This is a genomic window from Paraburkholderia terricola (genome assembly GCF_003330825.1).
Lineage (GTDB): Bacteria > Pseudomonadota > Gammaproteobacteria > Burkholderiales > Burkholderiaceae > Paraburkholderia > Paraburkholderia terricola.
On sequence record NZ_CP024941.1, the window covers coordinates 1,120,148 to 1,146,314 of the forward strand.

25 protein-coding genes are annotated in these 26,167 nt (G+C 66.2%); 17 read left to right on the forward strand and 8 right to left on the reverse strand.

Going from position 1 to position 26,167, the window contains the following annotated elements; translation table 11 throughout:
• Positions 1–15 precede the first annotated feature (15 nt).
• From hemF to CUJ90_RS04985, 3 genes are all read right to left on the reverse strand, one after another.
• Positions 16–939 (reverse strand): oxygen-dependent coproporphyrinogen oxidase, encoded by a 924-nt coding sequence (hemF, locus tag CUJ90_RS04975; protein WP_073429533.1) that lies wholly within the window; start codon positions 937–939, stop codon positions 16–18.
• A gap of 254 nt (positions 940–1,193) precedes the next feature.
• Entirely contained in the window at positions 1,194–2,492 is a 1,299-nt protein-coding gene (gene purD / locus CUJ90_RS04980; RefSeq protein ID WP_073429534.1) for a phosphoribosylamine--glycine ligase, read from the reverse strand.
• Positions 2,493–2,748: 256 nt separating this feature from the next.
• A complete protein-coding gene (locus tag CUJ90_RS04985; RefSeq protein ID WP_083085213.1) occupies positions 2,749–3,477 on the reverse strand; it encodes a YebC/PmpR family DNA-binding transcriptional regulator in 729 nt (242 codons plus the stop codon).
• A gap of 517 nt (positions 3,478–3,994) precedes the next feature.
• Here CUJ90_RS04985 and CUJ90_RS04990 point away from each other — a divergent pair.
• Together CUJ90_RS04990 and CUJ90_RS04995 are read left to right on the forward strand one after the other, a co-directional pair.
• Positions 3,995–4,213 (forward strand): type II toxin-antitoxin system HicA family toxin, encoded by a 219-nt coding sequence (locus CUJ90_RS04990; protein ID WP_340638536.1) that lies wholly within the window; start codon positions 3,995–3,997, stop codon positions 4,211–4,213.
• 68 nt (positions 4,214–4,281) lie between these two features.
• Positions 4,282–4,704, forward strand: a complete 423-nt coding sequence (locus CUJ90_RS04995; protein WP_114162125.1) for a type II toxin-antitoxin system HicB family antitoxin — start codon at positions 4,282–4,284, stop codon at positions 4,702–4,704.
• Between the two features lie 63 nt (positions 4,705–4,767).
• Here the strand turns inward: CUJ90_RS04995 and upp are convergent, their stop codons facing one another.
• Entirely contained in the window at positions 4,768–5,418 is a 651-nt protein-coding gene (upp, locus tag CUJ90_RS05000) for a uracil phosphoribosyltransferase (RefSeq protein WP_073429538.1), read from the reverse strand.
• Positions 5,419–5,656: 238 nt separating this feature from the next.
• Between upp and CUJ90_RS05005 the strand changes: the two genes are divergently transcribed.
• The 15 genes from CUJ90_RS05005 to CUJ90_RS05075 all read left to right on the forward strand — a co-directional run bounded on the left by CUJ90_RS05005 (position 5,657) and on the right by CUJ90_RS05075 (position 21,726).
• Complete coding sequence (locus CUJ90_RS05005; protein WP_114162126.1) at positions 5,657–6,436, forward strand: SDR family oxidoreductase; 780 nt, start codon at positions 5,657–5,659, stop codon at positions 6,434–6,436.
• Positions 6,437–6,523: 87 nt separating this feature from the next.
• Positions 6,524–6,913 carry a methylglyoxal synthase gene (locus CUJ90_RS05010; RefSeq protein ID WP_114162127.1) on the forward strand — a complete coding sequence of 130 codons (390 nt, stop codon included), beginning with the start codon at positions 6,524–6,526 and terminating at the stop codon, positions 6,911–6,913.
• A 60-nt stretch (positions 6,914–6,973) separates the two neighbouring features.
• The gene (locus tag CUJ90_RS05015; protein WP_114163442.1) at positions 6,974–7,948 is read left to right on the forward strand and encodes a quinone oxidoreductase family protein; all 975 of its coding nucleotides are present in this window, start codon (positions 6,974–6,976) and stop codon (positions 7,946–7,948) included.
• Between the two features lie 164 nt (positions 7,949–8,112).
• Positions 8,113–8,226 (forward strand): potassium ABC transporter ATPase, encoded by a 114-nt coding sequence (locus CUJ90_RS33150; protein ID WP_114162128.1) that lies wholly within the window; start codon positions 8,113–8,115, stop codon positions 8,224–8,226.
• Complete coding sequence (kdpF, locus tag CUJ90_RS05025; RefSeq protein WP_073429542.1) at positions 8,223–8,315, forward strand: K(+)-transporting ATPase subunit F; 93 nt, start codon at positions 8,223–8,225, stop codon at positions 8,313–8,315. Before CUJ90_RS33150 ends, kdpF begins: the two co-directional genes overlap by 4 nt.
• Positions 8,312–10,165: a potassium-transporting ATPase subunit KdpA gene (gene kdpA, locus CUJ90_RS05030; RefSeq protein ID WP_073429543.1), complete on the forward strand. Its 1,854-nt coding sequence runs from the start codon at positions 8,312–8,314 to the stop codon at positions 10,163–10,165. The genes kdpF and kdpA overlap by 4 nt, the downstream gene beginning before the upstream one ends.
• A 60-nt stretch (positions 10,166–10,225) precedes the next feature.
• On the forward strand, positions 10,226–12,322 hold the full coding sequence (kdpB, locus tag CUJ90_RS05035) for a potassium-transporting ATPase subunit KdpB (protein ID WP_073429593.1): 2,097 nt from the start codon (positions 10,226–10,228) through the stop codon (positions 12,320–12,322).
• Between the two features lie 15 nt (positions 12,323–12,337).
• Positions 12,338–12,916 carry a potassium-transporting ATPase subunit KdpC gene (kdpC, locus tag CUJ90_RS05040; RefSeq protein WP_114162129.1) on the forward strand — a complete coding sequence of 193 codons (579 nt, stop codon included), beginning with the start codon at positions 12,338–12,340 and terminating at the stop codon, positions 12,914–12,916.
• Between the two features lie 184 nt (positions 12,917–13,100).
• Complete coding sequence (locus CUJ90_RS05045) at positions 13,101–16,028, forward strand: DUF4118 domain-containing protein (RefSeq protein ID WP_244219974.1); 2,928 nt, start codon at positions 13,101–13,103, stop codon at positions 16,026–16,028.
• The gene (gene kdpE, locus CUJ90_RS05050; RefSeq protein ID WP_073429546.1) at positions 16,021–16,719 is read left to right on the forward strand and encodes a two-component system response regulator KdpE; all 699 of its coding nucleotides are present in this window, start codon (positions 16,021–16,023) and stop codon (positions 16,717–16,719) included. The genes CUJ90_RS05045 and kdpE overlap by 8 nt, the downstream gene beginning before the upstream one ends.
• A 117-nt stretch (positions 16,720–16,836) precedes the next feature.
• Positions 16,837–17,157 (forward strand): quaternary ammonium compound efflux SMR transporter SugE, encoded by a 321-nt coding sequence (sugE, locus tag CUJ90_RS05055; RefSeq protein WP_073429547.1) that lies wholly within the window; start codon positions 16,837–16,839, stop codon positions 17,155–17,157.
• Positions 17,158–17,445: 288 nt separating this feature from the next.
• Positions 17,446–18,057 carry a DUF4126 domain-containing protein gene (locus tag CUJ90_RS05060; protein ID WP_073429548.1) on the forward strand — a complete coding sequence of 204 codons (612 nt, stop codon included), beginning with the start codon at positions 17,446–17,448 and terminating at the stop codon, positions 18,055–18,057.
• Between the two features lie 107 nt (positions 18,058–18,164).
• Entirely contained in the window at positions 18,165–20,654 is a 2,490-nt protein-coding gene (locus tag CUJ90_RS05065; protein WP_114163443.1) for an ABC transporter permease, read from the forward strand.
• 24 nt (positions 20,655–20,678) lie between these two features.
• Positions 20,679–21,092 (forward strand): group II truncated hemoglobin, encoded by a 414-nt coding sequence (locus tag CUJ90_RS05070; protein ID WP_083085194.1) that lies wholly within the window; start codon positions 20,679–20,681, stop codon positions 21,090–21,092.
• A complete protein-coding gene (locus CUJ90_RS05075; RefSeq protein WP_114162130.1) occupies positions 21,085–21,726 on the forward strand; it encodes a DUF924 family protein in 642 nt (213 codons plus the stop codon). The genes CUJ90_RS05070 and CUJ90_RS05075 overlap by 8 nt, the downstream gene beginning before the upstream one ends.
• Positions 21,727–21,739: 13 nt before the next feature.
• Here CUJ90_RS05075 and CUJ90_RS05080 read toward each other — a convergent pair whose 3' ends face one another.
• The 4 genes from CUJ90_RS05080 to CUJ90_RS05095 form a co-directional block, all read right to left on the reverse strand.
• Positions 21,740–23,587: an ArnT family glycosyltransferase gene (locus tag CUJ90_RS05080; protein ID WP_114162131.1), complete on the reverse strand. Its 1,848-nt coding sequence runs from the start codon at positions 23,585–23,587 to the stop codon at positions 21,740–21,742.
• 262 nt (positions 23,588–23,849) lie between these two features.
• Positions 23,850–24,596 (reverse strand): SDR family oxidoreductase, encoded by a 747-nt coding sequence (locus CUJ90_RS05085; protein ID WP_114162132.1) that lies wholly within the window; start codon positions 24,594–24,596, stop codon positions 23,850–23,852.
• Between the two features lie 84 nt (positions 24,597–24,680).
• A complete protein-coding gene (locus CUJ90_RS05090) occupies positions 24,681–25,265 on the reverse strand; it encodes an LOG family protein (RefSeq protein ID WP_073429554.1) in 585 nt (194 codons plus the stop codon).
• Between the two features lie 2 nt (positions 25,266–25,267).
• Positions 25,268–25,993 (reverse strand): TetR/AcrR family transcriptional regulator, encoded by a 726-nt coding sequence (locus CUJ90_RS05095; protein WP_073429555.1) that lies wholly within the window; start codon positions 25,991–25,993, stop codon positions 25,268–25,270.
• Positions 25,994–26,167: the final 174 nt, after the last annotated feature.

A 26,167-nucleotide genomic window follows, 5' to 3' on the forward strand; every position in this document is an offset into this window, starting at 1 on the left:
CGGGCCGGCCCGGCCTCACACCCATTCGCGCGGCACGAGAAAATCGCTGTAAAGGCGCGCTTCCGGCGTGCCCGGCTCGGGCTGCCAGTTGTAGCGCCAGTTCACCACAGGCGGCATCGACATCAGAATCGATTCGGTGCGTCCGCCGCTTTGCAGCCCAAACAGTGTGCCACGGTCGAACACCAGATTGAACTCGACGTAGCGCCCGCGCCGGTAAGCCTGGAAATCGCGCTCGGCCTGGCCATATGGAATGTTGCGGCGCTTTTCGATGATCGGCAGATACGCCTCGAGGAATCCCTCGCCGACGCTCTTCACCATCGCGAACGATTGAGCGAAGCCCGGCGCGGAGAAATCGTCGAAGAAAATCCCGCCGATGCCGCGCGGTTCGTTGCGGTGCTTGAGGAAGAAATACTCGTCGCACCAGCGCTTGAAACTCGGGTAAAGCTCCGCGCCATAAGGCTGCAGCGCGTCGCGGCAGACGCGGTGAAAATGCCGTGCGTCTTCCTCGTAGCCATAGTAGGGCGTGAGATCCATGCCGCCGCCGAACCAGAACACCGGCTCCTCGCCGGCCTTGGTGGCGACCAGCAAGCGCACGTTCATATGCACGGTCGGGCAATGCGGATTGTGCGGATGCAGCACGAGCGACACGCCCATCGCCTCGAAGCCGCGCCCGGCCAACTGCGGGCGCGCCGCGCTCGCCGAACCGGGCAACGCGTCGCCCGCGACGTCGGAGAAGCCGATGCCGGCGCGCTCGAAGAAGTTGCCGCCTTCCAGGATCCGCGTGCAGCCGCCGCCGCGCAGCTTCTCGCCGGGGGCGCGCTGCCATGCGTCGGTTGCGAACGGCGTGCCGTCGAACGCGCCCAGCGTGTCCGCGATCTGCGTTTGCAGGCCTTGCAGCCAGCTGCGCACGGCCTGTGCGTCGAAGCTCGAATCGTTCATGAATGCAGGTGCTGAGGGCGGCACGCTCGTCGTGCCGCGGGTTCTACGTGAAGGGCGACGGCCGGGCCATCGGCAGGATGAACCTGCGAAGGCGCGGCGGTACGGTGATTCGCGCCGGGCAGTCGGGCTATTGGCCCGCATGAGCCGATATCGGCATCGCCTGATGCAATGAGCACGGAAACGGCCGCGAAACCGGTCGCGAAAACCCGCAGTGTAGCGCCGTTGGCGCCGCACGCGGGCGAGTGGGGCATGGCCTACTGCTTGCCTTCGGTCCTGGCGTCGTGCTTGCGGTTCAGCGCCCGGTAGCCGATGTCGCGCCGATACTGCATGCCGTCGAACGAAATCTGGTTGATCGTTTCATACGCGACCGACTGGGCGCTGCGCACCGAGTCCGCCAGGCCCACCACGCACAGCACGCGGCCGCCCGAGGTGGTGAGCTTGCCGTCCGCGAGCGTGGTGCCGGCGTGGAACGTGACCGAATCCGAGGTTTCAGCGGGAATGTCGCTGATACGGTCGCCCTTGCGCGGCGTGTCAGGATAGTTGTACGCGGCGAGCACGACGCCCAGCGCGGTACGGCGGTCCCATTCCAGTTCGACCGTATCGAGCGTGCCGGCGATTGCCTGCTCGACCACCTTCGAATAGTCGCCCTTCAGACGCGCCATGATCGGCTGCGTTTCGGGGTCGCCCATGCGGCAGTTGAATTCGAGCGTCTTCGGATTGCCTTGCGCGTCGATCATCAAACCGGCGTACAGGAAGCCCGTATAGCGGATGCCTTCCCTCTCCATGCCGCGCACGGTCGGCAGAATGATTTCGCGCATCACGCGCGCATGCAGTTGCGGCGTGACGATCGGCGCGGGCGAATACGCGCCCATGCCGCCGGTGTTCGGGCCCTGGTCGCCGTCGAGCAGGCGCTTGTGGTCCTGGCTCGACGCGAGCGGCAGCACGTGTTTGCCGTCCACCATCACGATGAAGCTCGCTTCCTCGCCCGTGAGGAATTCCTCGATCACGACACGCGCGCCGGCGTCGCCGAGCTTGTTGTCCGACAGCATCATGTCGACCGCCGCGTGCGCTTCTTCCAGCGTTTGCGCGACCACCACGCCCTTGCCGGCGGCGAGGCCGTCGGCCTTGATGACGATCGGCGCGCCCCTGGCGTCCAGATACGCGTGCGCGGCGGCGACGTCGGCGAAGGTTTCGTATTCTGCGGTCGGGATCGCGTGACGCTTCATGAACGCCTTGGCGAAATCCTTCGAGCTTTCGAGTTGAGCGGCCTCCTTGGTCGGCCCGAAAATCTTCAGACCGCGCGAGCGGAACAGATTCACGATGCCGGCGGCGAGCGGCGCTTCCGGCCCGACCAGCGTGAAGGCGATCTGCTCTTTCTCGGCGAAATCGGCGAGCGCGGCGGGCTCGCTCATGTCGATGTTGCGCAGACGCTCGTCCTGGGCGGTGCCGCCGTTGCCTGGCGCCACGTAGACGAGCTGGACCCGCGGCGATTGCGCGAGCTTCCATGCGAGCGCATGTTCGCGACCGCCGGAACCGACGACGAGTAACTTCATGAGAATCCCCGAGACTTAAAAACCATGAACGGCCGACGCAGCGCGCGCTCAGCCGTGGATATCAGCAAGATTCGCACAGCGCTCGCAGCCGGGAAGTGGCGCAGGGCACATAAGCGAACCGGAGTAACCGTGGCGGGCAGCGGGCGCGAGGACCCGCTAGCGTCCGCCAACGCCCGTTCAGCAACGACGCGAGGGCCGGCCGGCGGCGTGGCGCGGTGTTCGGTGCGAACCCGCGCCGCGCGCCGCGGGGGCGCGCTCATTCGTCGGCGATGGCGGCGTTTGTATAGACTTCCTGCACGTCGTCCAGATTCTCCAGCGCGTCGAGCAGCTTCTGCATTTTCACTGCGTCGTCGCCAGTGAATTCGACTTCCGTTTGAGGTTTCATCGTGACCTCGGCCAGCTCGGCCTTGAAGCCCGCGCTTTCGAGCGCGGTCTTCACCTTCGGGAAATCGTTCGGCGGGCACAGCACTTCGATACTGCCGTCGTCGTTCGTGACGACGTCGTCGGCGCCGGCTTCGAGCGCGGCTTCCATCAGCTTGTCTTCAGCCGTGCCGGGCGCGAACAGGAACTGGCCGACGTGATCGAACATGAACGACACCGAGCCGTCCGTGCCCATGTTGCCGCCGTTCTTCGAGAACGCGTGACGCACTTCGGCCACCGTGCGCGTGCGGTTGTCGGTCATCGTATCGACGATCACCGCCGCGCCGCCGATGCCGTAGCCTTCGTAGCGGATTTCCTCGTAGCTTGCGCCGTCCACGCCGCCCACGCCGCGCTGGATCGCGCGGTTGACGTTGTCTTTGGGCATGTTGGCGTCGTACGCCTTTTCGACGGCGAGCCGCAGACGCGGGTTCGAGTCGATGTCGCCGCCGCCCATGCGCGCCGCGACCTGAATTTCCTTGATGAGCCGCGTCCAGACCTTGCCGCGCTTGGCATCGGCCGCTGCTTTTTTATGCTTGATGTTGGCCCACTTCGAATGACCCGCCATACCTTTCTCCGTCGCGCGCGCCAGCGGGGCGCACGCATTGTGCAATTGTCGTTGCGATGCCGGCCGCTTGCGCGTGCGAATCGCGGTCTTGCGCCTCGAGGTCGGACCCGCCCCATGCCGGACCGCCTGGCTGCCCGATGTCAGTCTGGTTTTAGACCTGTCAGCTTGATCACGCCCGGCCGGCCCCGGCTCACGGGACAGAAAGTCGGCAGCGCGGTTGGGGTTGGGACGAGGCGTGCGGCCAGCGCACGGCTGAGTGCCGCTCCAACCGCGCCGGTTACCACAGGCTCCGCGTAAAGGCGCGACGCGCGAGGCGCGGGTGCCGATGGTGCAAGCGGGCGGTGCAAGTTGAGCCGCTCCTTGAGCGGATTCGAATTTTATCACGCCGATGGGGCGTGGCAGAGGGGCGCGTGGCGGGAAAGTGCGCGGAAAGCAGGCGGCAGCGGCTCGTCGGCGCACATGGACCTGGCCAAGCGGGTTTTTCAGGCGGCCGCAGGCGCTTCGTTTGTAAACATTTATGCTTATAATTGGCGCTGTGTTCACGGACACAGGAGGGCCGGTGAAGCAAAGCGAGTTCAGACGTTGGCTCGCTGACCAGGGAGCGACTTTCCAGCAAGGCAGCAAGCATTTGAAGGTGTATCTGAACGGTCGGCAGACCACGCTGCCGAGGCATCCCGCTCATGAGATCTCGGAGCCGCTTCGTCAAGCAATTCTCAAACAACTGAAATGCAAATAGAGGCAAGCCCCGCGAGGGGCTTCGTCACCGCCCGAGCCTTTCCCTTACGCACCACCGGAGATTGACCTATGTTTCGCTATCCCGCACGCATCGAACCGGATGAAGGCGGTTTTACCGTGTCCTTTCGTGACATTCCCGAGGCGCTGACCAGCGGCGGCACACTCGAGGAAGCGCGTGAAATGGCGGCCGACGCGCTGGCGACCGCGATGGATTTCTACTTCGAAGACAAGCGCCCGGTGCCGTTGCCGTCAAAGGTGCGGCGCGGCGAAACGCTGATCGAATTGCCTGCCAGCCTGGCCGCAAAGGTGCTGCTGCTCAACGAGATGCTGGCGCAAAAAGTGTCGCCTGCCGAACTCGCCAGGCGCCTTCACACGCGTTCGCAGGACATCCAGCGTGTGATCGACCTCGGTCACGCGACCAAGATCGACACGATCGCGGCGGCGCTCGCCGCACTGGGAAAGCGACTCGAGTTGTCGATCGTTCCGGCCTGACACGCACATGCCCGGCGGCAACGGCGATTGCCGCCCGCCGCCGCCCCTTCTTTCAACCCGCCTTCAGTTCTTCGTCCCGAACAGCCGGTCCCCCGCGTCACCGAGACCCGGCACGATATACGCGTGCTCGTTCAGATGCGAATCGAGCGAAGCCACATACAGCTTCACGTCCGGGTGCGCGTTCTGGAACACCTGCACGCCTTCGGGCGCGGCCACCAGCGCGAGGAACAGAATGTTCTCGCCGGCCACGTTGCGGCGCTTGAGCACGTCCACCGCGTGCACGGCCGAGTAGCCGGTCGCGACCATCGGATCGCACAGAATGAACACGCGGTCTTCGAGATCCGGCAGGCGCACCAGATATTCGACCGGCCGGTGATCCGCGGCGCGATATACGCCGATGTGCCCCACGCGCGCCGACGGCACCAGTTCCAGCAAGCCGTCCGACATGCCGATGCCGGCCCGCAGCACCGGCACGATCGCCAGTTTCTTGCCGGCGATCACCGGCGCGTCGATCTCGACGAGCGGCGTGGTCAGGCGCCGCGTGGTCATCGGCAGGTTGCGGGTGATCTCGTAGCCCATCAACAGCGTGATCTCGCGCAGCAGCTCGCGAAACGTGCGGGTGGAGGTGTCCCGGTCGCGCATGTGTGACAGCTTGTGCTGGATCAGCGGGTGATCGAGGATGAAAAGATTGGGGAAACGGCTGTCCTGAGTCATGGCGGGGGCGCGAAGCGGCGGCTAGAGGGATCGGTTCGGCGCGCCAGCACGGCCGGAAACCGGCGAGATGCGCGCGCCACGGCGCAAGTTTACCGAAAGAGTGCCGCCCGAAGATACCGGAGATTGCAGCGGCCCGGCGCAATCGGGCACCGATTCTTCTAGAATCGGGGGAGACTTCGCCGCGCCAGGCTCGCGCAGCCCCGCCATCGCGCCAGAACATCGCCACAAGGAAACACACATGGACATGGGAATCGCAGGACGCACCGCGCTGGTTTGCGCGGCCAGCAAGGGACTCGGGCGCGGCTGCGCGGAAGCGCTCGCCGCCGAGGGCGTCAAGCTGACGATCGTCGCGCGCACCGCCGAGACGCTGGAGGCGACCGCCGCCGAGATTCGCCGGCAAAGCGGCGTGGAAGTGAAAACGGTGGCGTGCGACATCACCACGCCCGAAGGCCGCGCCGCGGCGCTCGCCGTCTGCCCGCAACCGGACATCCTCGTCAACAACGCGGGCGGGCCGCCGCCGGGCGACTTCCGCGACTTCTCGCACGACGACTGGATCCGCGCGCTGGAGAGCAACATGCTCACGCCGATCGAACTGATCCGCGCGACCATCGACTCGATGAGCGCGCGCGGTTATGGGCGCATCGTCAACATCACGAGTTCGGCGGTGAAGGCGCCGATCGACGTGCTGGGTTTGTCGAACGGCGCGCGCTCGGGGCTGACCGGCTTCGTCGCCGGACTCGCGCGCAAGGTGGCGCCCACCGGCGTCACGATCAACAACCTGCTGCCCGGTCTGTTCGACACCGACCGCATCGCCGTCACGTTCGATGCGCAAGCCAGGGCGCAAAACATCTCCGTCGAGGAAGCGCGCCGGCAGCGCATGAAAACGATCCCCGCCGGCCGTTTCGGCAATCGCGATGAATTCGGCCGCGCCTGCGCGTTCCTGTGCAGCGTGCATGCGGGCTACATCACCGGGCAAAACTGGCTGATCGACGGCGGCGCGTATCCGGGCACGTTCTAACCGGCGCGTTCCGCGGCGGCGGCCTTACGCTCACCCTCACGCTCACTACAACAACGACAACCACCACGGTTTCTGGAGTCTTACGTCATGACCACCCGCATTGCGCTGATCGCGCACGATCACAAAAAGGACGACATCGTCAAGCTGGCCGGCGAATACGTCGATACGCTCGCGCGCTGCGACATCATCGCGACCGGCACGACCGGCTCGCGCATCGCCGAGGCGCACGGCCTGACGGTCGAGCGCATGTTGTCGGGCCCGAATGGCGGCGATCTGCAGATCGGCGCGCAACTCGCGGAAGGGCGCGTGAACATGGTGATCTTTCTGCGCGATCCGATGACGCCGCAACCGCACGAGCCCGACATCAACGCGCTGGTGCGCGCGTGCGACGTGCACAACATTCCCTGCGCGACCAATATTTCGACCGCGCGCATGATTCTCGACGTGCTGACCTTGCGCCTGACGCAGCAGGTATGAGAACGCGCGCTTGCGCAATGCCGATTCAGGCCGAACCAGACCACACATCCAGGAGACATGATGAGCAAAGCAATCCGATTCGATAAAACCGGCGGCCCCGAGGTGATGAAATGGGTCGACGTGGAAGTGGGCGAGCCGGGCGCGGGCGAGATCCGCATCAGGCAGACGGCGGTCGGGCTGAACTACATCGACGTGTATTTCCGCACGGGTCTGTATCCGTTGCCGCTGCCCGGCGGTCTCGGCATGGAGGCGGCCGGTGAAGTGACCGCGGTCGGCTCGGGCGTGAGCGGTCTGAAAGCGGGCGATCGCGTCGCCTACGTCGCGCGGCCGCCCGGCGCCTACGCGCAGGAGCGCGTGCTGTCGGCGGCGCAGGTGATCAAGCTGCCCGACGCATTGAGCGACGAGCAGGCGGCCTCGGTGATGCTGCAAGGCTTGACCGCGCAATATCTGCTGCGCCGGACCTACCCGGTGAAAGCCGGCGACACGATCCTGATCCAGGCCGCGGCGGGCGGCGTCGGCCTGCTGGTTTGCCAGTGGGCGAAGGCGCTCGGCGCGACGGTGATCGGCACCGTGGGCTCCGATGAAAAAGCCGGGATCGCGAAGGCGCACGGCTGCGATCACGCGATCGTCTACACGCGCGAGAACTTCACGAAGCGGGTGCGCGAGATCACCAACGGCGCGGGCGTGCCGGTGGTGTACGACTCCATCGGCAAGGACACGTTTACGGCTTCGCTCGACTGCCTCGCGCCGCTCGGCATGTTCGTGAGCTTCGGCAATGCCTCGGGACCGTTGCCGCCGATCGATTCATCGGAATTCGCCGGACGCGGCTCGCTGTTCTTCACGCGCCCGACGCTCTTTTCCTATATCGCGAAGCGCAGCGATTACGAGGCGATGTCGGCCGAGCTGTTCGACGTGCTGGTGTCGGGCAAGGTCAAGACGAGCATCAATCAGCGTTACGCGCTGACGGACGTCGGCCGCGCGCACGCCGATCTCGAAGGGCGCCGCACCACGGGTTCGACTATTCTGCTGCCGTAACACGCGCCAAACCAACCCCAGCGTTTGAAAGGCCGTTCCATCCACGATGGAACGGCCTTTTCCGTTTACGCGATTTTTATACGCGCCACGCCATCTTTGACCGGCCCTTTACGCGCTTCGGCATAACGTTGCGTCCATCCGAAGTCCGTGAATGGGGAATAAAAATGGATGTGCTGTATGTCGGGGGCCTGGCGCTGTTCGCCACGCTGACCTTTGCATTGATCGGGGGCTGCGAGAAGTTGATGCAGTTCCGTCGTGGACAGGGAGCGCGGTCATGAACTGGATGCTCTGGTTGTCGGGCGCGGCCACCGCGCTGCTGTTTATTTACCTGGTCTATGCGCTTCTGCGCGCGGAGGACATTGAATGAACTCGAACAATGTCCTGCAGGCCGGGTTTTTCATCGTCGTGCTGCTGGCGGCCGCGGTGCCGATGTCGCGCTATCTGAGCGCCGTGATGAACGCGAACCCGAACGCGAACCCGGACGGCAATTCCAACGGCAAGCCCAACGGCATCTCGCGTGTGCTTCGCATCGGCGCGCCGATCGAGCGCCTGCTGTATCGCCTCGCGGGCGTCGATCCGTCGACGGAAATGAGCTGGAAGCACTACGCGATCGCCACGATCGCGTTCAACGTGCTCGGCGTCGCGTTCCTGTACGCGCTGCTGCGCGTGCCAGCCTGGCTGCCGGGCAACCCGCAGCAGTTCGGCCCGATGACGGTCGACGGCGCGTTCAACACCGCGATCAGCTTCGTCACCAACACGAACTGGCAGGACTACACGCCGGAACAAACCGTCGGCTATCTGACGCAGATGCTCGGCCTGACCGTGCAGAACTTTTTCTCCGCGGCCACCGGCATCGTGGTGGTGATCGCGCTGATTCGCGGCTTCGCGCGTCACAGCGCGCAAACCATCGGCAACTTCTGGGTCGACCTGACACGCGTGACGCTTTACGTGTTGCTGCCGATGTCGCTGATCCTCGCGACGCTGCTGATGAGCCAGGGCGTGATCCAGAACTTCAAGGCCTACGAGGACGTGCCGACGCTGCAAACCACGAGCTACGCCGCGCCCCGCCTCGACGCCCAGGGCAACCCGATGAAGGACGCGAAGGGCAACCCGCTCACCGTCGATACGCCGGTCAAGACGCAGACCATCGCGATGGGTCCGGTCGCCTCGCAGGAAGCGATCAAGATGATCGGCACCAACGGCGGCGGCTTCTTCAACGGCAACTCCGCGCATCCGTTCGAAAACCCCACGCCGTTCTCGAACTTCCTGCAGATCTTCTCGATCCTGATCATCCCCGCCGGCCTGGCGCTGCTGTTCGGCCGCATGATCGGCGACCGCAGACAGGGTGTGGCCGTGCTCGCGGCGATGGCGATCGGTTTCGGCGTCTGCGTGTTCGGCGAGATCGGCGCGGAGCAGAGCGGCAATCCGGCGCTCGCCGCGTTGCACGTCGATCAGTCGGCGAGCGCGTTGCAGTCGGGCGGTAACGCCGAAGGCAAGGAAACGCGTTTCGGCATCGCGCAATCGGGCATCTTCACGGTGGCGACGACCGCGGCTTCGTGCGGCGCGGTCGCCAATACACACGACTCGCTGACGCCGATCGGCGGCCTCTATCCGATGCTGCTGATGCAACTCGGCGAAGTGATCTTCGGCGGCGTGGGTTCCGGCATGTACGGGATGCTCGTGTTCGCGCTGCTGGCGGTGTTCGTGGCGGGCCTGATGATCGGCCGCACGCCCGAATACGTCGGCAAGAAGATCGAGGCCTACGAGATGAAGATGGTGTCGATCGTCGTGCTGCTCACGCCGCTGCTGGTGCTCGTCGGCACCTCGATCGCGGTGCTGAGCGACGCGGGCAAGGCGGGCATTCTGAACCCCGGCGCGCATGGTTTCTCCGAGATCCTCTACGCGTTCAGCTCGGCCGCCAACAACAACGGCAGCGCGTTCGCGGGCCTCACCGTGGGCACGCCGTTCTACAACTGGCTCACCGCCATCGCGATGTGGTTCGGCCGCTTCGGCACGATCGTGCCGGTGCTGGCGATCGCCGGCTCGCTCGCCGCGAAGAAGCGCATCGGCGTGACGGGCGGCACCTTGCCCACGCATGGTCCGCTCTTCGTCGTGCTGTTGCTCGGCACGGTGCTGCTGGTCGGCGCGCTGACCTATGTGCCCGCGCTCGCGCTCGGACCTGGCGTCGAACATCTGATGATGATGGGCGCGCATTGAGCCCGGTAATGACGACAAGTGATCGAAAAGCGACGCGCCAACGGGAAATTCGAGGATTCAATGACTGAACATAACTCAACGCGGTCCATGTTCGACCCGGCGCTGTTGCGCCCGGCGATCGTGGACTCCTTCAGGAAGCTCACGCCGCGCACGCAGTTCCGCAATCCGGTGATGTTCTGCGTGTACGTCGGCAGCATTCTGACGACCATTCTGTGGCTCGCCGCGCTCGGCGGCCAGGCCGAGGCGCCCGCGGGCTTCATTCTCGCGGTCACGTTGTGGCTGTGGTTCACGGTGCTGTTCGCCAACTTCGCGGAGGCGCTCGCCGAAGGCCGTTCGAAGGCCCAGGCCGCGTCGCTGCGCAGCGCGAAGAAAGACGTGATGGCGAAGAAGCTCAACGAGCCGCATCCGAAGTCGCCGATCCGCATCGTGACCGCCTCCGATCTGCGCAAGGGCGACGTCGTGCTGGTCGAAACCGGCGACGTGATTCCGGCCGACGGCGAAGTGGTGGACGGCGTCGCGTCGGTGGACGAATCGGCGATCACCGGCGAATCCGCGCCGGTGATCCGCGAGTCGGGCGGCGATTTTTCGTCGGTGACGGGCGGCACGCGCGTGCTGTCGGACTGGATCGTGGTGCGCGTCACCGCGAATCCGGGCGAGGCGTTCCTCGACCGCATGATCGCGATGGTCGAGGGCGCGAAGCGTCAGAAGACGCCGAACGAAATCGCGCTGACCATCCTGCTGGTCGCGCTGACGATCGTGATGCTGCTCGCCACCGCCACGCTGCTGCCGTTCTCGATGTTCTCCGTCGAGGCCGCGCATCTGGGCAATTCCTCGGGTCACGTGGTGACGATCACGGCGCTCGTCGCGCTGCTCGTGTGTCTGATTCCGACCACCATCGGCGGGCTGTTGTCGGCCATCGGCGTGGCCGGCATGAGCCGGATGATGCAGGCGAACGTGATCGCCACCTCGGGCCGCGCGGTGGAAGCGGCCGGCGACGTCGACGTGCTGCTGCTCGACAAGACCGGCACGATCACGCTCGGTAATCGCCAGGCCTCGCAGTTCGTGCCCGCGCCCGGTTTCACCGAGGAAGCGCTCGCGGACGCCGCGCAGCTTTCGTCGCTCGCGGATGAAACGCCGGAGGGCCGCAGCATCGTCGTGTTGGCGAAGCAGCGTTTCAACATCCGCCAACGCGACATGGCTTCGCTGCACGCGGTGTTTCTCGCGTTCACCGCGCAAACGCGGATGAGCGGCGTCGATCTCGTTGACCGCGAAATCCGCAAGGGCGCGGCCGATGCCGTGAAGCTCTACGTGGAGGCGAACGGCGGCCGTTTCCCGAACGAAGTCGGCAACGCGGTGGCCGACGTCGCGCGCCGCGGCAGCACGCCGCTCGTGGTCGCCGAGAAAGGCGAGCAGGGCGCGCGCGTGCTCGGCGTGATCGAACTGAAGGACGTGGTGAAGGGCGGCATCAAGGAGCGCTTCGCCGAACTGCGCAAGATGGGCATCAAGACCATCATGGTGACGGGCGACAACCGCCTGACCGCGGCGGCGATCGCCGCCGAAGCGGGCGTCGACGATTTCCTCGCCGAAGCCACGCCGGAAGCGAAGCTCGCGACGATCCGCGGGCACCAGGCCGAAGGGCGCCTCGTGGCGATGACCGGCGACGGCACCAACGACGCCCCGGCGCTCGCGCAAGCCGACGTCGCGGTGGCGATGAACACCGGCACGCAGGCCGCGAAGGAAGCCGGCAACATGGTCGACCTCGATTCGAATCCGACCAAGCTGATCGAGATCGTGGAGATCGGCAAGCAGATGCTGATGACGCGCGGGTCGCTCACCACGTTCTCGATCGCCAACGACATCGCCAAGTACTTCGCCATCATTCCGGCCGCGTTCGCCACGACCTATCCGGCGCTCAACGCGCTGAACGTGATGCATCTGGCGACGCCCGCCTCGGCGATCATGTCGGCGGTGATTTTCAACGCGCTGATCATCGTGCTGCTGATTCCGCTGGCGCTCAAGGGCGTGCGTTACCGCGCGCTCGGCGCGGCGATCCTGCTGCGCCGCAATCTGCTGATTTATGGCCTGGGCGGGATCATCGTGCCGTTCATCGGCATCAAGCTGATCGATATGGTGCTGGCCGCGTTCGGCTGGGTTTAAGAGGAATTGCCAATCATGAAAAATCTGTTCCGTCCGCTGATCGTGATCTTCGCGGTGCTCGCCGCGCTCACCGGACTCGCTTATCCCGCGTTGATCACCGCCGTCGGTCAGACGTTCTTCCACGCTCAGGCCAACGGCAGCCTGCTCGAACAGGACGGCAAGGTGGTCGGCTCGAAGCTGATGGGCCAGCAGTTCGATGCGCCGCAATACTTCTGGGGCCGGCTCTCGGCCACCAGCCCGATGCCTTACAACGCGCAAGGCTCGGGCGGCTCCAACCTCGGGCCGACCAACCCGGCGCTGATCGATGAAGTGAAAGGCCGCATCGACGCGTTGCAGGCCGCCGGCACCGATCTGTCCAGGCCGGTGCCGGTCGATCTGGTGACGTCCTCGGGCAGCGGTCTCGATCCCGAGATCAGCCCGGCTGCGGCGGCTTACCAGATCGAGCGCGTGGCGAAGGCGCGCAAGCTCGCGGCGAACGACGTGCAGGCGCTAGTGGATCGTTATACGAGCGGTCGTCAGTTCGGCATTTTTGGCGAGCCGCGCGTGAACGTGCTGCAACTGAACCTGGCGTTGGACGAGATGAAGCGCGGTTGAACGCAAGCGATGCCCGAAGGCGGCGGCTCACGCGCCCGCCTTTGTTTTTTGCATCGCCCGCATCGCGACGTTGTCATGCCGCCGGGTGTCGCCGTGTATCGCCGTGTATCGCCATTTGCGGCCGGCTCGCCGCCGTGCCACCATGCACACACCGCCGCTCGCCCAACTATGAAAACCATTGAGCATGAACCGCCCCGATCCTGACGAACTGCTCGACAAGCTGCAACGCGACGAAGAAAAACGTCAGCGCGGCAAGCTGAAGATTTTTTTCGGCGCGTCGGCGGGCGTCGGCAAGACCTATGCGATGTTGCAGGCCGCGCGCCGCCGTCACGATGAAGGCGCGGACGTGGTGGTGGGCATCGCCGAAACGCATGGCCGTGGCGAAACCGCCGCGCTGCTCGCGGGGCTCGACGTGCTGCCGCTCGCGCAGATCGACTATCGCGGCCGCACGCTCGGCGAGTTCGATCTCGACGCCGCGCTTGCGCGCAAGCCGCAACTGATACTCGTCGACGAACTCGCGCATTCGAACGTGCGGGGCGCGCGGCATCTGAAGCGTTGGCAGGACGTGTACGAACTGCTCGATGCGGGCATCGACGTCTACACGACGGTCAACGTGCAGCACCTCGAAAGCCTGAACGACGTGATCGGCCAGATCACCGGCATCCGTGTCTGGGAGACGGTGCCCGACCGCGTGTTCGATCGCGCCGACGAAGTCACGCTGGTCGACTTGCCCGCCGAGGAACTGCTCGACCGCATGCGCGACGGCAAGGTGTATTTGCCGCAGCAGGCCGAGCGCGCGGTGCGCAACTTCTTTCGCAAGGGCAATCTGATCGCGCTGCGCGAGCTGGCGCTGCGCCGCACCGCGGATCGCGTGGACGCGCAGATGCGGGAATATCGCGCCGACCGGTCGATCGAGCGCATCTGGCAGGCGCGCGAGCGCTTGCTGGTTTGCGTCGGGCCGGGCCCCGAAGCGCCGATGCTGGTGCGGGCGGCGGCGCGCCTCGCCGCCAGTCTCAAGGCCGACTGGATCGCGGTCTATGTGGAAACGCCCGCGCTGCAGCGCCTGCCCGACGCGCGCCGCGAACGCACGCTCAACGCGCTCAAGCTCGCGGCCGAACTCGGCGCCGAAACCGCGACGCTCGCGGCCGCCGACGCGGCCACCGCGCTGATCGGCTATGCGCAGGCTCGCAACGTGTCGAAGCTGGTGGCGGGCGCGTCGGTCCGCGCGGGCTGGCTGCGCCGATTGCGCCGGCCGTTCGGCGAGCGCATCGCCGAGCACGCGGGCGAACTCGATCTCACGCTGATCCGCGCGTCGTCCGAACGCGACGGCGGCGAGCAGCGCCGCCTGCTCACCACCACCGCGAACGCGTGGCGCGATGCGTTGAGCGCGGCGCGCGAACGCCGCTCGCCGCCGCGCGCCTATGGTTTCGCGCTGGCGATCTGCGCGGCCATCACGCTCCTGTCGAGCCAGTTGAGCGGCCATATCGATCTGACGAACCTCGTCATGCTGTACCTGCTCGGCGTGATCTTCACGGCGGTGAAGCTCGGACGCGGGCCGGGCGTGATGCAGTCGTTCATGAGCGTGGCCGCGTTCGATTTCTTCTTCGTGCCGCCGCGCATGTCGCTGTCGGTTTCCGATACGCAGTATCTGCTGACGTTCTTCGGCATGCTGCTCACGTCGCTCGTCATCAGCCATCTCACGTCGAGCCTGCGCCGCGAGGCGAGCGTCGCGCGCCGCCGCGAGCAGCGCACCGGCGCGATGTACGCGATGGCGCGCGAACTGGCCGCGGCGCTCACCACTGAGCAGATCGTCGAGATCGGCAGCCGGCATGTGAGCGAGGTGTTCGGCGCGCGCGTCGCGATGCTGTTGCCGGACAGCGCCGATAAAGTGAAGCAGAAGATCGAGGACCCCGACGCGGCGATGCTGCTCGACGGCGAGATGCTCGATAGCGACGTCGGCCAGTGGGTCTACGATCAGCAGAAGCCGGCCGGGCATGGCACCGACACGCTGCCGGCCGCCGCCGCGCTGTACCTGCCGCTGAAGGCGCCGATGCGCACGCGCGGCGTGCTCGCCGTCGCGTTGCGCGACGAGCGCGAGCTGAACGTGCCCGAGCAGCAGCGCATGCTCGACGCGTTCGCCGCGCAGATCGCGCTGGCGCTGGAACGCGTGCATTACGTGGATATCGCGCGCGACGCGCTCGTCAACATGGAATCGGAGCGCTTGCGCAATTCGCTGCTGTCGGCGATCTCGCACGATCTGCGCACGCCGTTGACGACCATCGTCGGGTTCTCGTCGATGCTCGCGCAATCGCGCGACACGCGTGCTGACGCCCACGCCGACACCGGCGCCGACACCAGGGCCGGCGCCCGGCCCGACGACGATCTCGTCGAAGCGATCCACGAGGAAGCGCTGCGCATGACCGGCATCGTCACGAATCTGCTCGACATGGCCCGCTTGCAGGCCGGCAGCCTGCAATTGAATCAGCAGTGGACGCTGCTCGAGGAAACCGTGGGCGCCGCGCTGCGGGCGTGCAAACGCGTGCTGGCCGAACATCCCGTGCAGGTCAAACTGGCCGCGGATTTGCCGCTGCTGCATCTCGACGCCGTGCTGATGGAGCGGCTGTTCTCGAACCTGTTCGAGAACGCGGCGAAATACACCCCGCCGCACACGCCGTTGACGATCGGCGCGCAGCGTCTCGACGCGGACGGCCAATCGTTCGTGCGCGTCACCGTCGACGATAACGGACCGGGCCTGCCCGCCGGCATGGAAGCGCGCGTGTTCGAGAAGTTTACGCGCGGCGAGAAGGAGTCGGCCAAGCCGGGCATCGGCCTCGGCCTCGCGATCTGCCGCGCGATCGTCGAAGCGCACGGCGGTACAATCGGCGCGCTCAACCGGATGTCGGCGGAGGGCCGCGTGGAAGGCGCGCGCTTCTGGTTCACGCTGCCGGTGGAAACGCCGCCCGACGCGCCCGACGCGCTGGACGTGCTGGACGATGAGGGCGCCGATCCGCTGAATGACGAAAGAGCCGATCGCTTCGCCGGTCCTCTCGCCGATCCGCTTGGCCACGACGACCCGACACTTCACCCGCATTCCAAACCTACCCATGAGTGACCCCGGCATCACCGTCGTCCTGATCGAAGACGAAAAGCAGATTCGCCGTTTCGTGCGCAGCGCGCTGGAGGGCGAGGGCATCGTCGTGCACGACGCCGAAACCGGCAAGCAGGGTCTCGTGGAGGCCGCGACGCGCAAGCCCGATCTGGTGATCGTCGATCTCGGCCTGCCCGACACGGACGGCCTCGACGTGATCCGCGAACTGCGCGGCTGGAGCGAACTGCCGGTGATCGTGCTGTCGGCGCGCACCCAGGAGAGCGAAAAAGTCGCCGCGCTCGACGCCGGCGCGGACGACTATCTCACCAAGCCGTTCGGCGTGTCCGAATTGCTCGCGCGGATTCGGGCGCAGATGCGGCGGCGCAATCACGGCGGCGCGAACGAGTCGCCGCTGGTGCGCTTCGGCGCGGTCACCGTCGATCTGGCCTTGCGGCAAGTGAGCCGCGACGGCGTCGCCGTTCATCTCACGCCGATCGAATACCGCCTGCTCGCGACGCTGGTGCGCCACGCCGGCCGCGTGCTCACGCACCGGCAACTGTTGCGCGACGTGTGGGGGCCGTCGCATGTGGAGAGCCATCACTATTTGCGCATCTACATGGCGCATCTGCGCGGCAAGCTGGAGCGCGACCCGGCGCAGCCGGAGCATATCGTCACGGAAACGGGGGTTGGCTACCGGCTGGTCGGCACGGTCTGACCGACGGACGCGGGTCGCGACGGCATCGCGCCCCGTTTGCTAGAATTACGGACCGTAAGGACGACCTTACGCACATTCACAAACGGGGACGGCCCCATCTGACCAACGAGCTGTCTCATGTCCTGGATTCTTCTGTTGATCGCCGGTTTGCTCGAAGTCGCCTGGGCGGCCGGCCTCAAGAGTTCCGAAGGTTTCACCCGCCTCTGGCCGTCCGTGTTCACGATCGTGACCGCGCTCGGCAGCTTCGTGCTGCTCGCCCTGGCAATGCGCCAGTTGCCGCTCGGCACGGCCTACGCCGTCTGGACGGGCATCGGCGCGGTCGGCGCATTCATCTTCGGCATCGTGATGATGGGCGAGGCGTTGAGCGTCGCGCGCGTGGCCAGCGCGGCGCTGATCGTGGTCGGACTGATCGGGTTGAAGCTCTCGTCAGGGCATTGAGCCTCATTGGCCGCTCATTGGCCGCTTCGCTTCATTGCCGCTTCATTCCCCGATTCGTGCGGCGCACCCGTGCCCGCGCCGCCTGTGTCCCGCCGGATTGCGCCATTTGTTCGCCGCTCTGCGTTCTGCGAATTAACGTGGCTATAATGAGACTGAATCCAAACTGAATGTTGCCCGCGGCCTACGGGGCGCGGCCGGCTTGGCGCGGGTCTGACGACTTCGGCGCGGCGGCTCGTTCCGCCATGCTCGCCGAAGCGCCCGGCACGCACAGCGCGCCCGGAGGCGGCCATGCTTGAATCACTTTCGCTTGCGGCGGGCCTCTCGTGGGGCAGCGGCCTGCGCCTCTATCTGACGGTCCTGCTGGCCGGCGTGTTCGCCCGCCTCGGCCTCATCCATCTACCCGATACGCTGTCCGCGCTGTCCTCGCCGTGGGTGATCGGCGTGGCCGGGGTGCTGACGCTCACCGAATTTCTCGCCGACAAGATTCCCGCGTTCGATTCGTTGTGGGACGCGATCCATACGTTTATCCGCATTCCGGCCGGCGCCATGCTGGCGGCCGGCGCGCTCGGTCATGCCGATCCTGCGCTGCTGACGGTCGCCGCGCTCGCTGGCGGCACGCTGGCCGGCAGCGCGCATCTGGCGAAAGCGGGCACGCGCGCGCTGATCAATCTGTCGCCGGAACCGGTGTCGAATATCGTGACCTCCACCGCTGAAGACGGGCTCGTGTTCGGCGGCATGCTGCTCGCGCTGTTCGTGCCGCTCGTGTTTCTGGTGTTGATGGTGGGCTTCATCATCCTGGCCGGCTGGGCGTTGCCGCGGCTTTGGCGCGGCGTGCAGGGCGGTTTTCGCGGCATGGCGACGCATATGGTGTCGCGTTTGGCGAGGAGCAGGCACGATTGAGCGATACGGTAAGGACCGCGGCGGCGCGCGCCGCGTCTGCAGCGACGGGGACCGCGGGCACGGCGCGCCGCTTCGGCGGTATGGATCTGTTGCGCCAGGCCATCCGCATGACGGCGCGCGACTGGCGCGCGGGCGAACTGACGATGCTGCTGCTGGCGCTGGTGCTGGCCGTCGCGGCTCTATCGAGTGTCGGCTTTCTGGCTGACCGTCTGCATCAGGGACTCGAGCGCGACGCGCGGCGCATGATCGCCGCCGATTTCATCGTGCGCGCCGATCATCCGGTCGATCCGCAATTCGCCGAAAAAGCCAGGGCGCTCGGCCTGAACACCGCCACCACGGCGATCTTTCCCAGCATGATCAATTCGACCGGCGCGCAGCCGGCCTCGCGGCTCGCCGCCGTCAAGGCGGTGTCGCCGGGTTATCCGCTGCGCGGCGCATTGCGGATCGCCTCGGCGCCGGGTGCGGCTGACCATCCGGCGCAATCGATTCCGCCGCCGGGCACCGTGTGGGTCGATCAGGCGCTGCTCGATGCGCTCAAGCTGCGGGTCGGCGACACGGTGAAGGTCGGCAAGCGCGGCTTCACGATCGGCGCGCTGATCACCCGCGAACTCGACCGCGGCTTTTCGTTCGTCAACTTCTCGCCGCGCTTGATGCTGCGCGCCGACGAACTTCAATCGACGGGACTCATCGCCTTCGGCAGCCGCGTGACGCACAGACTGCTGGTGGCGGGCGCGGACGATGCGGTCGCGCGTTTCGCGCAGTTCGCGCATGGCCGCGTGGACGGCGGCAAGATGCGCGGCGTCGCGCTGGAATCGTTGCAGGACGGCCAGCCGCAAGTGCGTCAGACGCTCGACCGCGCGGGCCACTTCCTCACGCTCGTGTCGCTGCTCACCGCGTTGCTCGCGGCGGTGGCGATCGCGATGGCCGCGCATCGGTACATGCGCCGGCATCTGGACGGCTGCGCGGCGATGCGCTGCCTCGGCGCGAGCCAGGCCACGCTGCGCGCGCTCTTCACGCTCGAATTCGTCGGCATCGGCCTGATCGGCGGCGCGCTCGGCGTGGCGCTCGGCTACCTCGGGCATCTCGCGCTGCTGACATGGCTCGGCAGTCTGATCGACGTCGCCTTGCCTTATCCGACTGCGTGGCCCGCGCTGCAAGGCATCGCCACCGGCCTCGTGCTGCTGCTCGGCTTCGCGCTGCCGCCGCTGTTGCCGCTCACGCGCGTGCCGCCGGTGCGCGTGTTGCGCCGCGAATGGGGCGAGGCGGGCCGCACCGCATGGGCCGCCTACGCGCTCGGCATCGTGCTGTTCGCCGCGTTGCTGATCGTCGCGGCGGGCGAATTGAAACTCGGCGGGATCGTCGCGGGCGGCTTCGCGGGCGGTCTGCTGGTGTTCGCGTGCATCGCGCGAGTCGCGCTGTGGGGCGCCGCGCGCGTCGTGCGCAGCGAGCGCGTGAATGCGGGGATCGGCTGGCGCTATGCGCTGGCGTCGCTGGAGCGGCGCAGCGGCGCGAGCGCGCTGCAGATCACGGCGCTCGGCATCGGCCTGATGTGCCTGTTGCTGATTGCGATGACGCGCGACGATCTGGTGGCCGGCTGGCGCAAATCGACGCCGCCCGATGCGCCGAACGAATTCATCATCGACATCCAGCCCGATCAGCGCGAAGCCGTCACGCAATACCTGGACACGCATGGCCTGCCCGGCACGGTGCTCTCGCCGATGGTGCGCGGGCGGCTGATCGCGATCAACGGCAAGCCGGTGAATCCCGATTCGTTCAAGACCGAGGATGCGAGGCGCCTGGTCGATCGCGAGTTCAATCTGTCGTACACGACCGAATTGCCCGACGACAACCGGCTCGCGGCGGGCACGTGGTATGGCGACAGCACAACCCCACAGATCTCGATCGAGCAGGGGCTCGCGAAGGTGATCGACGTGAAGCCCGGCGACGTGCTGCGCTTCGACGTGACGGGCTTGCAGATCGATGCGCCGGTGACGAGCGTGCGCAAGCTCGACTGGGGTTCGTTCAAGGTCAACTTCTTCGTATTGATGCCGCCCGTCGCCTTGCAGGATTTCCCCGCGACGTTCATTACGAGCTTCCATCTGCCGCGTGACAAACAGTCGACCATCGACGGCCTGATCGCCGCCTATCCGAACCTCACGGCGATCGACACCGCGCCGATTCTCGCGCAGGTGCAGCGCGTGTTGCAGCAGGTGATCGGCGCGGTGCAGTTCCTGTTCGCGTTCACCCTCGCGGCGGGCGTGCTGGTGCTCTACGCCGCGCTCGCCGGCACGCGCGATGAGCGCATGCGAGAATCCGCGCTGCTGCGCGCGCTGGGAGCGTCGCATCGCCAGGTGCGCGCGGTGCAGGTCGCGGAATTCGTCGCGGTGGGGACGCTTGCCGGGTTGATGGCGGCGCTCGGCGCACAGGCCATCGGCTGGGTGTTGGCGACCCGCGTGTTCGAGTTTTATCTGAGCTTCAATCCGTGGCTGCTGCCGGCGGGCATCGTGGCCGGCGTCGCGTGCGCGGGTCTCGGCGGCTGGCTGAGCTTGCGGCATGTGCTGGCGCGGCCCGCGTTGCAATCGCTGCGGGACGCGTGATTTTTCTTTTTGATGTGAGCAGGTATGAGCGATCTGGATGACGAAGTGTCCGCGGCGCAGCCGACGGCCTTCGAGTTGGTCGGCGGCGAAGCGCGCGTGCGCGAACTGGTCGACCGGTTTTACGACTTGATGGATCTCGAAGCGGAGTTCGCCGGGATTCGGGCCTTGCATCCCGAGTCGCTCGACGGCTCGCGCGACAAGCTGTTCTGGTTTTTGTGCGGCTGGATGGGTGGGCCTGATCATTACATCAGCCGCTTCGGTCATCCGCGTTTGCGCGCGCGGCACTTGCCGTTCGCGATTGCTTCGAGCGAGCGCGATCAATGGTTGCGGTGCATGGCGTGGGCGATGGAAGACGTCGGGCTCTCCGAGCCGCTGCGGGAGCGTCTGCTTGCGTCGTTCTTCGAGACCGCTGACTGGATGCGCAATCGCAATGGCTAACCGGTTGGATTTGAACCCGCCGCCCTACACGGCTTCGGCGGACTACGCCGCGCTGACTCCCGAGGCGCGCGCCGTGCTCGATTGCTGGTTCGGTACGCCGGATGCGCCGGATTTCGGGGTGGCGCGCAAGCTCTGGTTCTCACGCGACAAGGCCTTCGACGCGATGCTGCTGGAACGCTTCGGCACGCTCATCGACGCGGCGCGCGAAGGTTCGCTCGACCACTGGAAGGAAACGCCGCTCGGTGCGTTGGCGCTCATCGTCGTGCTCGATCAGTTCTCGCGCAATTGCCACCGCAACACCCCGCGCGCATTCGCCGCCGATCAAAAGGCCTTGCACACGGCGCAGCAGATGATCGCAAGCGGAGCCGATCGGTTATTGCCTACCGCGCATCATCGGGCGTTCGCTTATCTGCCGTTCGAACACGACGAAACACTCGCCAGCCAGCAGGAATCGCTGCGTCTGTTCAAGGCGCTGGAAGCGGAGCCGGGCGGCGCGTCCTACTACTCGTTCGCGGTGCGGCACGCGAAGGTCATCGAGCGTTTCGGGCGCTTTCCGCATCGCAACGGATTGCTGGGGCGTGCTTCGACGGATGAAGAAAACGCCTTTCTGCGCGAACCCGGCTCGTCGTTCTAGACGCCGCGACGCTTTATTCGCTGCGCGCGTTTGCGGCGCCGGCCGGCGCCCGCACGAACACCCGCAATGATTCATCCGTGTCGCCCGGACGCGCGCCCGACCAGAACAGGCGCCACTCGCCCGCTGGCGCGCGCGTGCGGTCACGGCGGCTCTGGTCGATCAGCCAGGTGCACTCGGTGGTTGCGGCGTTCGCGGTCGGTTGATGCTCGATGCCCGTGTAGTAGTACAGCATCGGCGCCTCCGATTCGCCCAGCCCCGTGCTGGCCATGCAGTCGCCATCGTTCCATTCGACCTTGATCTTCGCGCCGAGGCTTTCGAACACCGAGCGATAGCTCTTCGCGTAGTCCAGCCACGGCAGCAGCAGCGTGCTCACCAGCCCCCACGCGAGCATTGCGCCCGCGCACCAACTCAGCACGCCGCGCCATTTGCCGGTGTACTTGAAAACCGGCAGCAGCCACAGCCAGCCGAACGTCATCAGCAACGCGGCCGCGATCAACCCCGCTTTGACTGGCAGCACCCAATCGAGCGGCAACCAGCGGCCAAGCCGATGTAGCGACGCATGCGTGCTCGCCGGGTTGCTCATGATCGACCAGATGATCCAAGCCAGCGCGGCCGTGCTGCCGAACAGTACGCGGCTTGCCATATCCCAGCTTGCATGCAGACGGCGCGGAAGCCGTTCGACGCCCTGCATCGCCAGCAGCGCGAGCGGCGCGATGAACGGCAGAATGTACAGCTCGCGGACCGTCGCCGAGCTTTGCAGCACCGCGAAGCCGGAGCCCGCGAAGATCATCGGCAGCGCCACGCGTGGATCGCGCCAGCGCCGCCACGCGCCGCCGGCAAGCGCGGCGAGCGCAAGCGGCACCACGGGAAAGCCGACGCTCAGCACGGTGCGCAGCACGAACAGACGGCTTTCGTTTTCGGAGCCGAGTTCGGCGACCGAAAAGCCGAAGAAGCGGCCGATGTTGTTGTCCCACAGCCAGAGCTTGAAGAGCGTGTCGGAGCGCAGGTAGAAGCAGATCGGCCAGATCAGCGCGAACGGCGCGCAGACTAACGCGGCGAGTCCGAGCGCCCCTGCGAAGCCGCGCGTGCGGCACGCCGGATACAAGGCCAGTACCGCGAGGATGGTCGCCCCGAACACGAGCGGCACGAACAGACCTTTGGCCAGAAAAGAGACGCCTACACCCGCGCCGAACATCGCGGCGCCGCTGAGTATCGCGTGGCGCCGGCGGCTTGGGTCGAGCGGCGGCGCACGCGCATCGTCGCGCAAATAGACGAGCACCAGTTCGAATAGTCCGCAAAAGCCGAGCGCGGCGCCGGCCATCAACGCGACGTCGGTCATCATGTCGTGCACGTGCTTGACGACGACGAGCGTGCCCGCGAACAGCGCGAGCGTGCCGATCACGCGCACGTCGAGCCAACTCGATGCGGCCACCGCGCGGCGGGCGACGCGCGCCGTGTAGTAGACGGTCAGTCCGGCGAACAGCGCGCTCGCGAGGCGCGCCGCATCGTGCAAGGGCAGGTAGCGGCCAAACATCCACGCAAGCCCGGCGGCGACCCAATCGTAGATCGGCGGCTTTTCGACGAAGGGTTGGCCGGCGTTGGTCGGCACGACCAGATCGCCGGTCTCGAGCATGTGCTGGACGATGCCGAACGTGTAGGTCTCGTCCTGCTTCCACGGCTCGTGTCCCAAGGTGCCCGGCAAAAGCCATGTGCAGAGGATCGCGAGGGCGGCGAGCCACATCAGCGGACGGACGGCGGCGAGCGCGCGCATGCGCCTGATGCCACGGGTGGAGCGGTCGGCTGGATGTGCCGGATCGGCGGGCGTGACGGCGTTCGCCGGCGCGGACGGGTTTTCTCGCATGGAAGTCTCTGGTCGCCGCACGCGGCGGCATGGGCCGCGTACTTATGTTCTCGCTCCGCGTCGCGTGCGGTTGCAGGCGATTCGCGGAGATTCGCTGCGATTGTAGTCTCCGATCCTTACGACCGATTACAGCAAGACCGAGGGATTGGGCGAAGTGGACGCATCGTGCCGCGTCCCTGCCGGATCAAGGGAAAGGGGCGCGTGGAGAGAAAGGCGGCCGCGTGCGATCGCGTGCCGCGCGAGGAAAAAAAGCGCGCCGCGCTCAGCGTCCGCCGGAGACGTCGAGCAACGCGCCGGTTACGTAGGAGGCGGCGTCGCTCAGCAACCAGACGATGGTCTCGGCCACTTCATCAGCCGTGCCGGGGCGACCCAAGGGTGTCGTGGCGCCGAGCTGCGCGGCGCGCTCGGGCTTGCCGCCGCTCGCGTGAATCTCGGTGTCGATCAGGCCTGGGCGCACCGCGTTCACGCGCACGCCTTGCGGGCCGAGTTCCTTGGCGAGGCCGATCGTCATCGTGTCGACGGCGCCTTTTGAACCGGCGTAATCGACGTATTCGTTCGGCGAGCCCAAACGCGACGCCGCCGACGACACATTGACGATCACGCCGCCCGCGCCGCCGCGATTCTTCGACATGCGCCGCGCGGCTTCGCGCGCGCAAAGATACGCGCCGAGCACGTTGACGTCGAACATGCGCTTCAGGCGCGCGAGGTCCATGTCCGCGAGCGGCATCGAAGGCGCGACGATGCCCGCGTTGTTGACGAGCGCGTCGAGCCGGCCGAACTTCTGCTGGAGCGCGTCGAACATCGCGATCACGTCGGCTTCGTTGGCGACGTCGCCGGCGATCGCCAACGCGCGACCGCCGGCGCGTTCGACTTCGGCGACGGTTTCCCGCGCGGCCGCGAGATTTTGCGCGTAGTTCACGCCAACGGACCAGCCGCGCGCACCCAGCAAGCGCGCGCTCGCGCGGCCAATGCCGCGGCTGCCACCGGTGATCAGGACGGCTTTCGTCATTGCAACCTCATCGTTCTCGGGTCTGCGCGGAAAGCGCGGTGAAGATTCCGTGCGCCCGCGCTCGAAGAGCGCAGCGCGCGCGCCTCAAACCGCGTCGCGGTTGATCGCCCATTTGTCGCTGGCGGGCGGCTGATAGCGTTGCAGCTTGCCGATCAGCGCGGCGGGATCGGCATCCATTTGCAGGATGTCGAAGTAGGTCTGCCGCATGAAGCCCTCGTCGACCGTGTGCTGGAGCAGATTGATCAACGGATCGTAGAAGCCGTCGATATTCAGCAGCGCGACCGGCTTCTGGTGATAGCCGAGCTGCGCCCACGTATAGACCTCGAACAGTTCTTCGAGCGTGCCCGCGCCGCCCGGCATCGCGACGAACGCATCGGACAGGTCGGCCATCATCTTCTTGCGCTGATGCATGTCCGGCACGACATGCAGTTCGGTCAGGCCGTCATGGCCGACTTCCTTGTTGACCAGCAGTTCGGGAATCACGCCGATCGCGCGGCCGCCTTCGGCCATCACCGTGTCGGCGATCACGCCCATCAGGCCGACCTTGCCGCCGCCGTAGACCAGCGCCAGATCGGCCTGCACCAGCGCGCGGCCGAATGCGCGCGCGGCCTGGGCATACAACGGTTTGGCTCCATTGGCGGAGCCGCAATACACACACACCGACTTCATGCTTAAACGTCCTTCGGTTCGTTGCGGGGCGCGGCGCCTTCCTTGGGCGGCAGGTAGTCGTAAAACTCGCGCTTGGGCAGCTTGCCCGACACGAGGTCGTCGAAAATCTGCCGCGAGCGGCCACGCAGGTAAGGCGCCATCAGCGACACGATCTGCACGCTCACCTGATGCAGTTCCGCGCGAATCGTTTCCTGCTCGTTGTATTTGCGCGGGTTCATCACGAACTGGTACGACAGCCAGTACGTGGCGATCACGCCGATGTTCGTGGCGATGACGTGCAGCTCTTGCGGCGTGGCGACCATTTCGCCGTCGGCCACGAGCTGCTCGCAGAACTGGCTCGCAAAGCGCACCTTGTGGCTGATGATCTGCTTGAAGTGCGTTTCGAGCGTGCGGTTGCGCGCCAGCAGGTCGTTCAGATCGCGATACAAAAAGCGGTAGCGCCACGTGAAATCGACCATGTACTGCAAGTACGACCACATCTCGTCGATGGTCGCGCGATGGTCTTCGGGAAAACGCAGACGCTTTTCGATCTCCTGCTCGAACTGGCTGAAGATGCTGTTGATGATGTCGTCTTTGTTGCGGAAGTGGTAGTACAGGTTGCCTGGGCTGATCTCCATTTCCTCGGCGATCGTCGTTGTCGTGACGTTCGGTTCGCCGATTTCGTTGAACAGCTTCAACGACAGTTCGAGAATCCGTTCGCGGGTGCGGCGGGGAGGTTTGGCTTCCATATCGTCCGGCCCTGGTAACGCCGGGCTAGGCGCGCGGCGGCATGTCGCCGCTGCGTGATCCACCCGGACGCGGTTGGTATCGTTGAGCGCCCCGAAACCCGTCGCAGCGCGGCAGGTTCCCCGAAGGGGCAAGAAAACCAGGGAGCGGCCCAGCGTTTTCTTGTGGGACTGTCG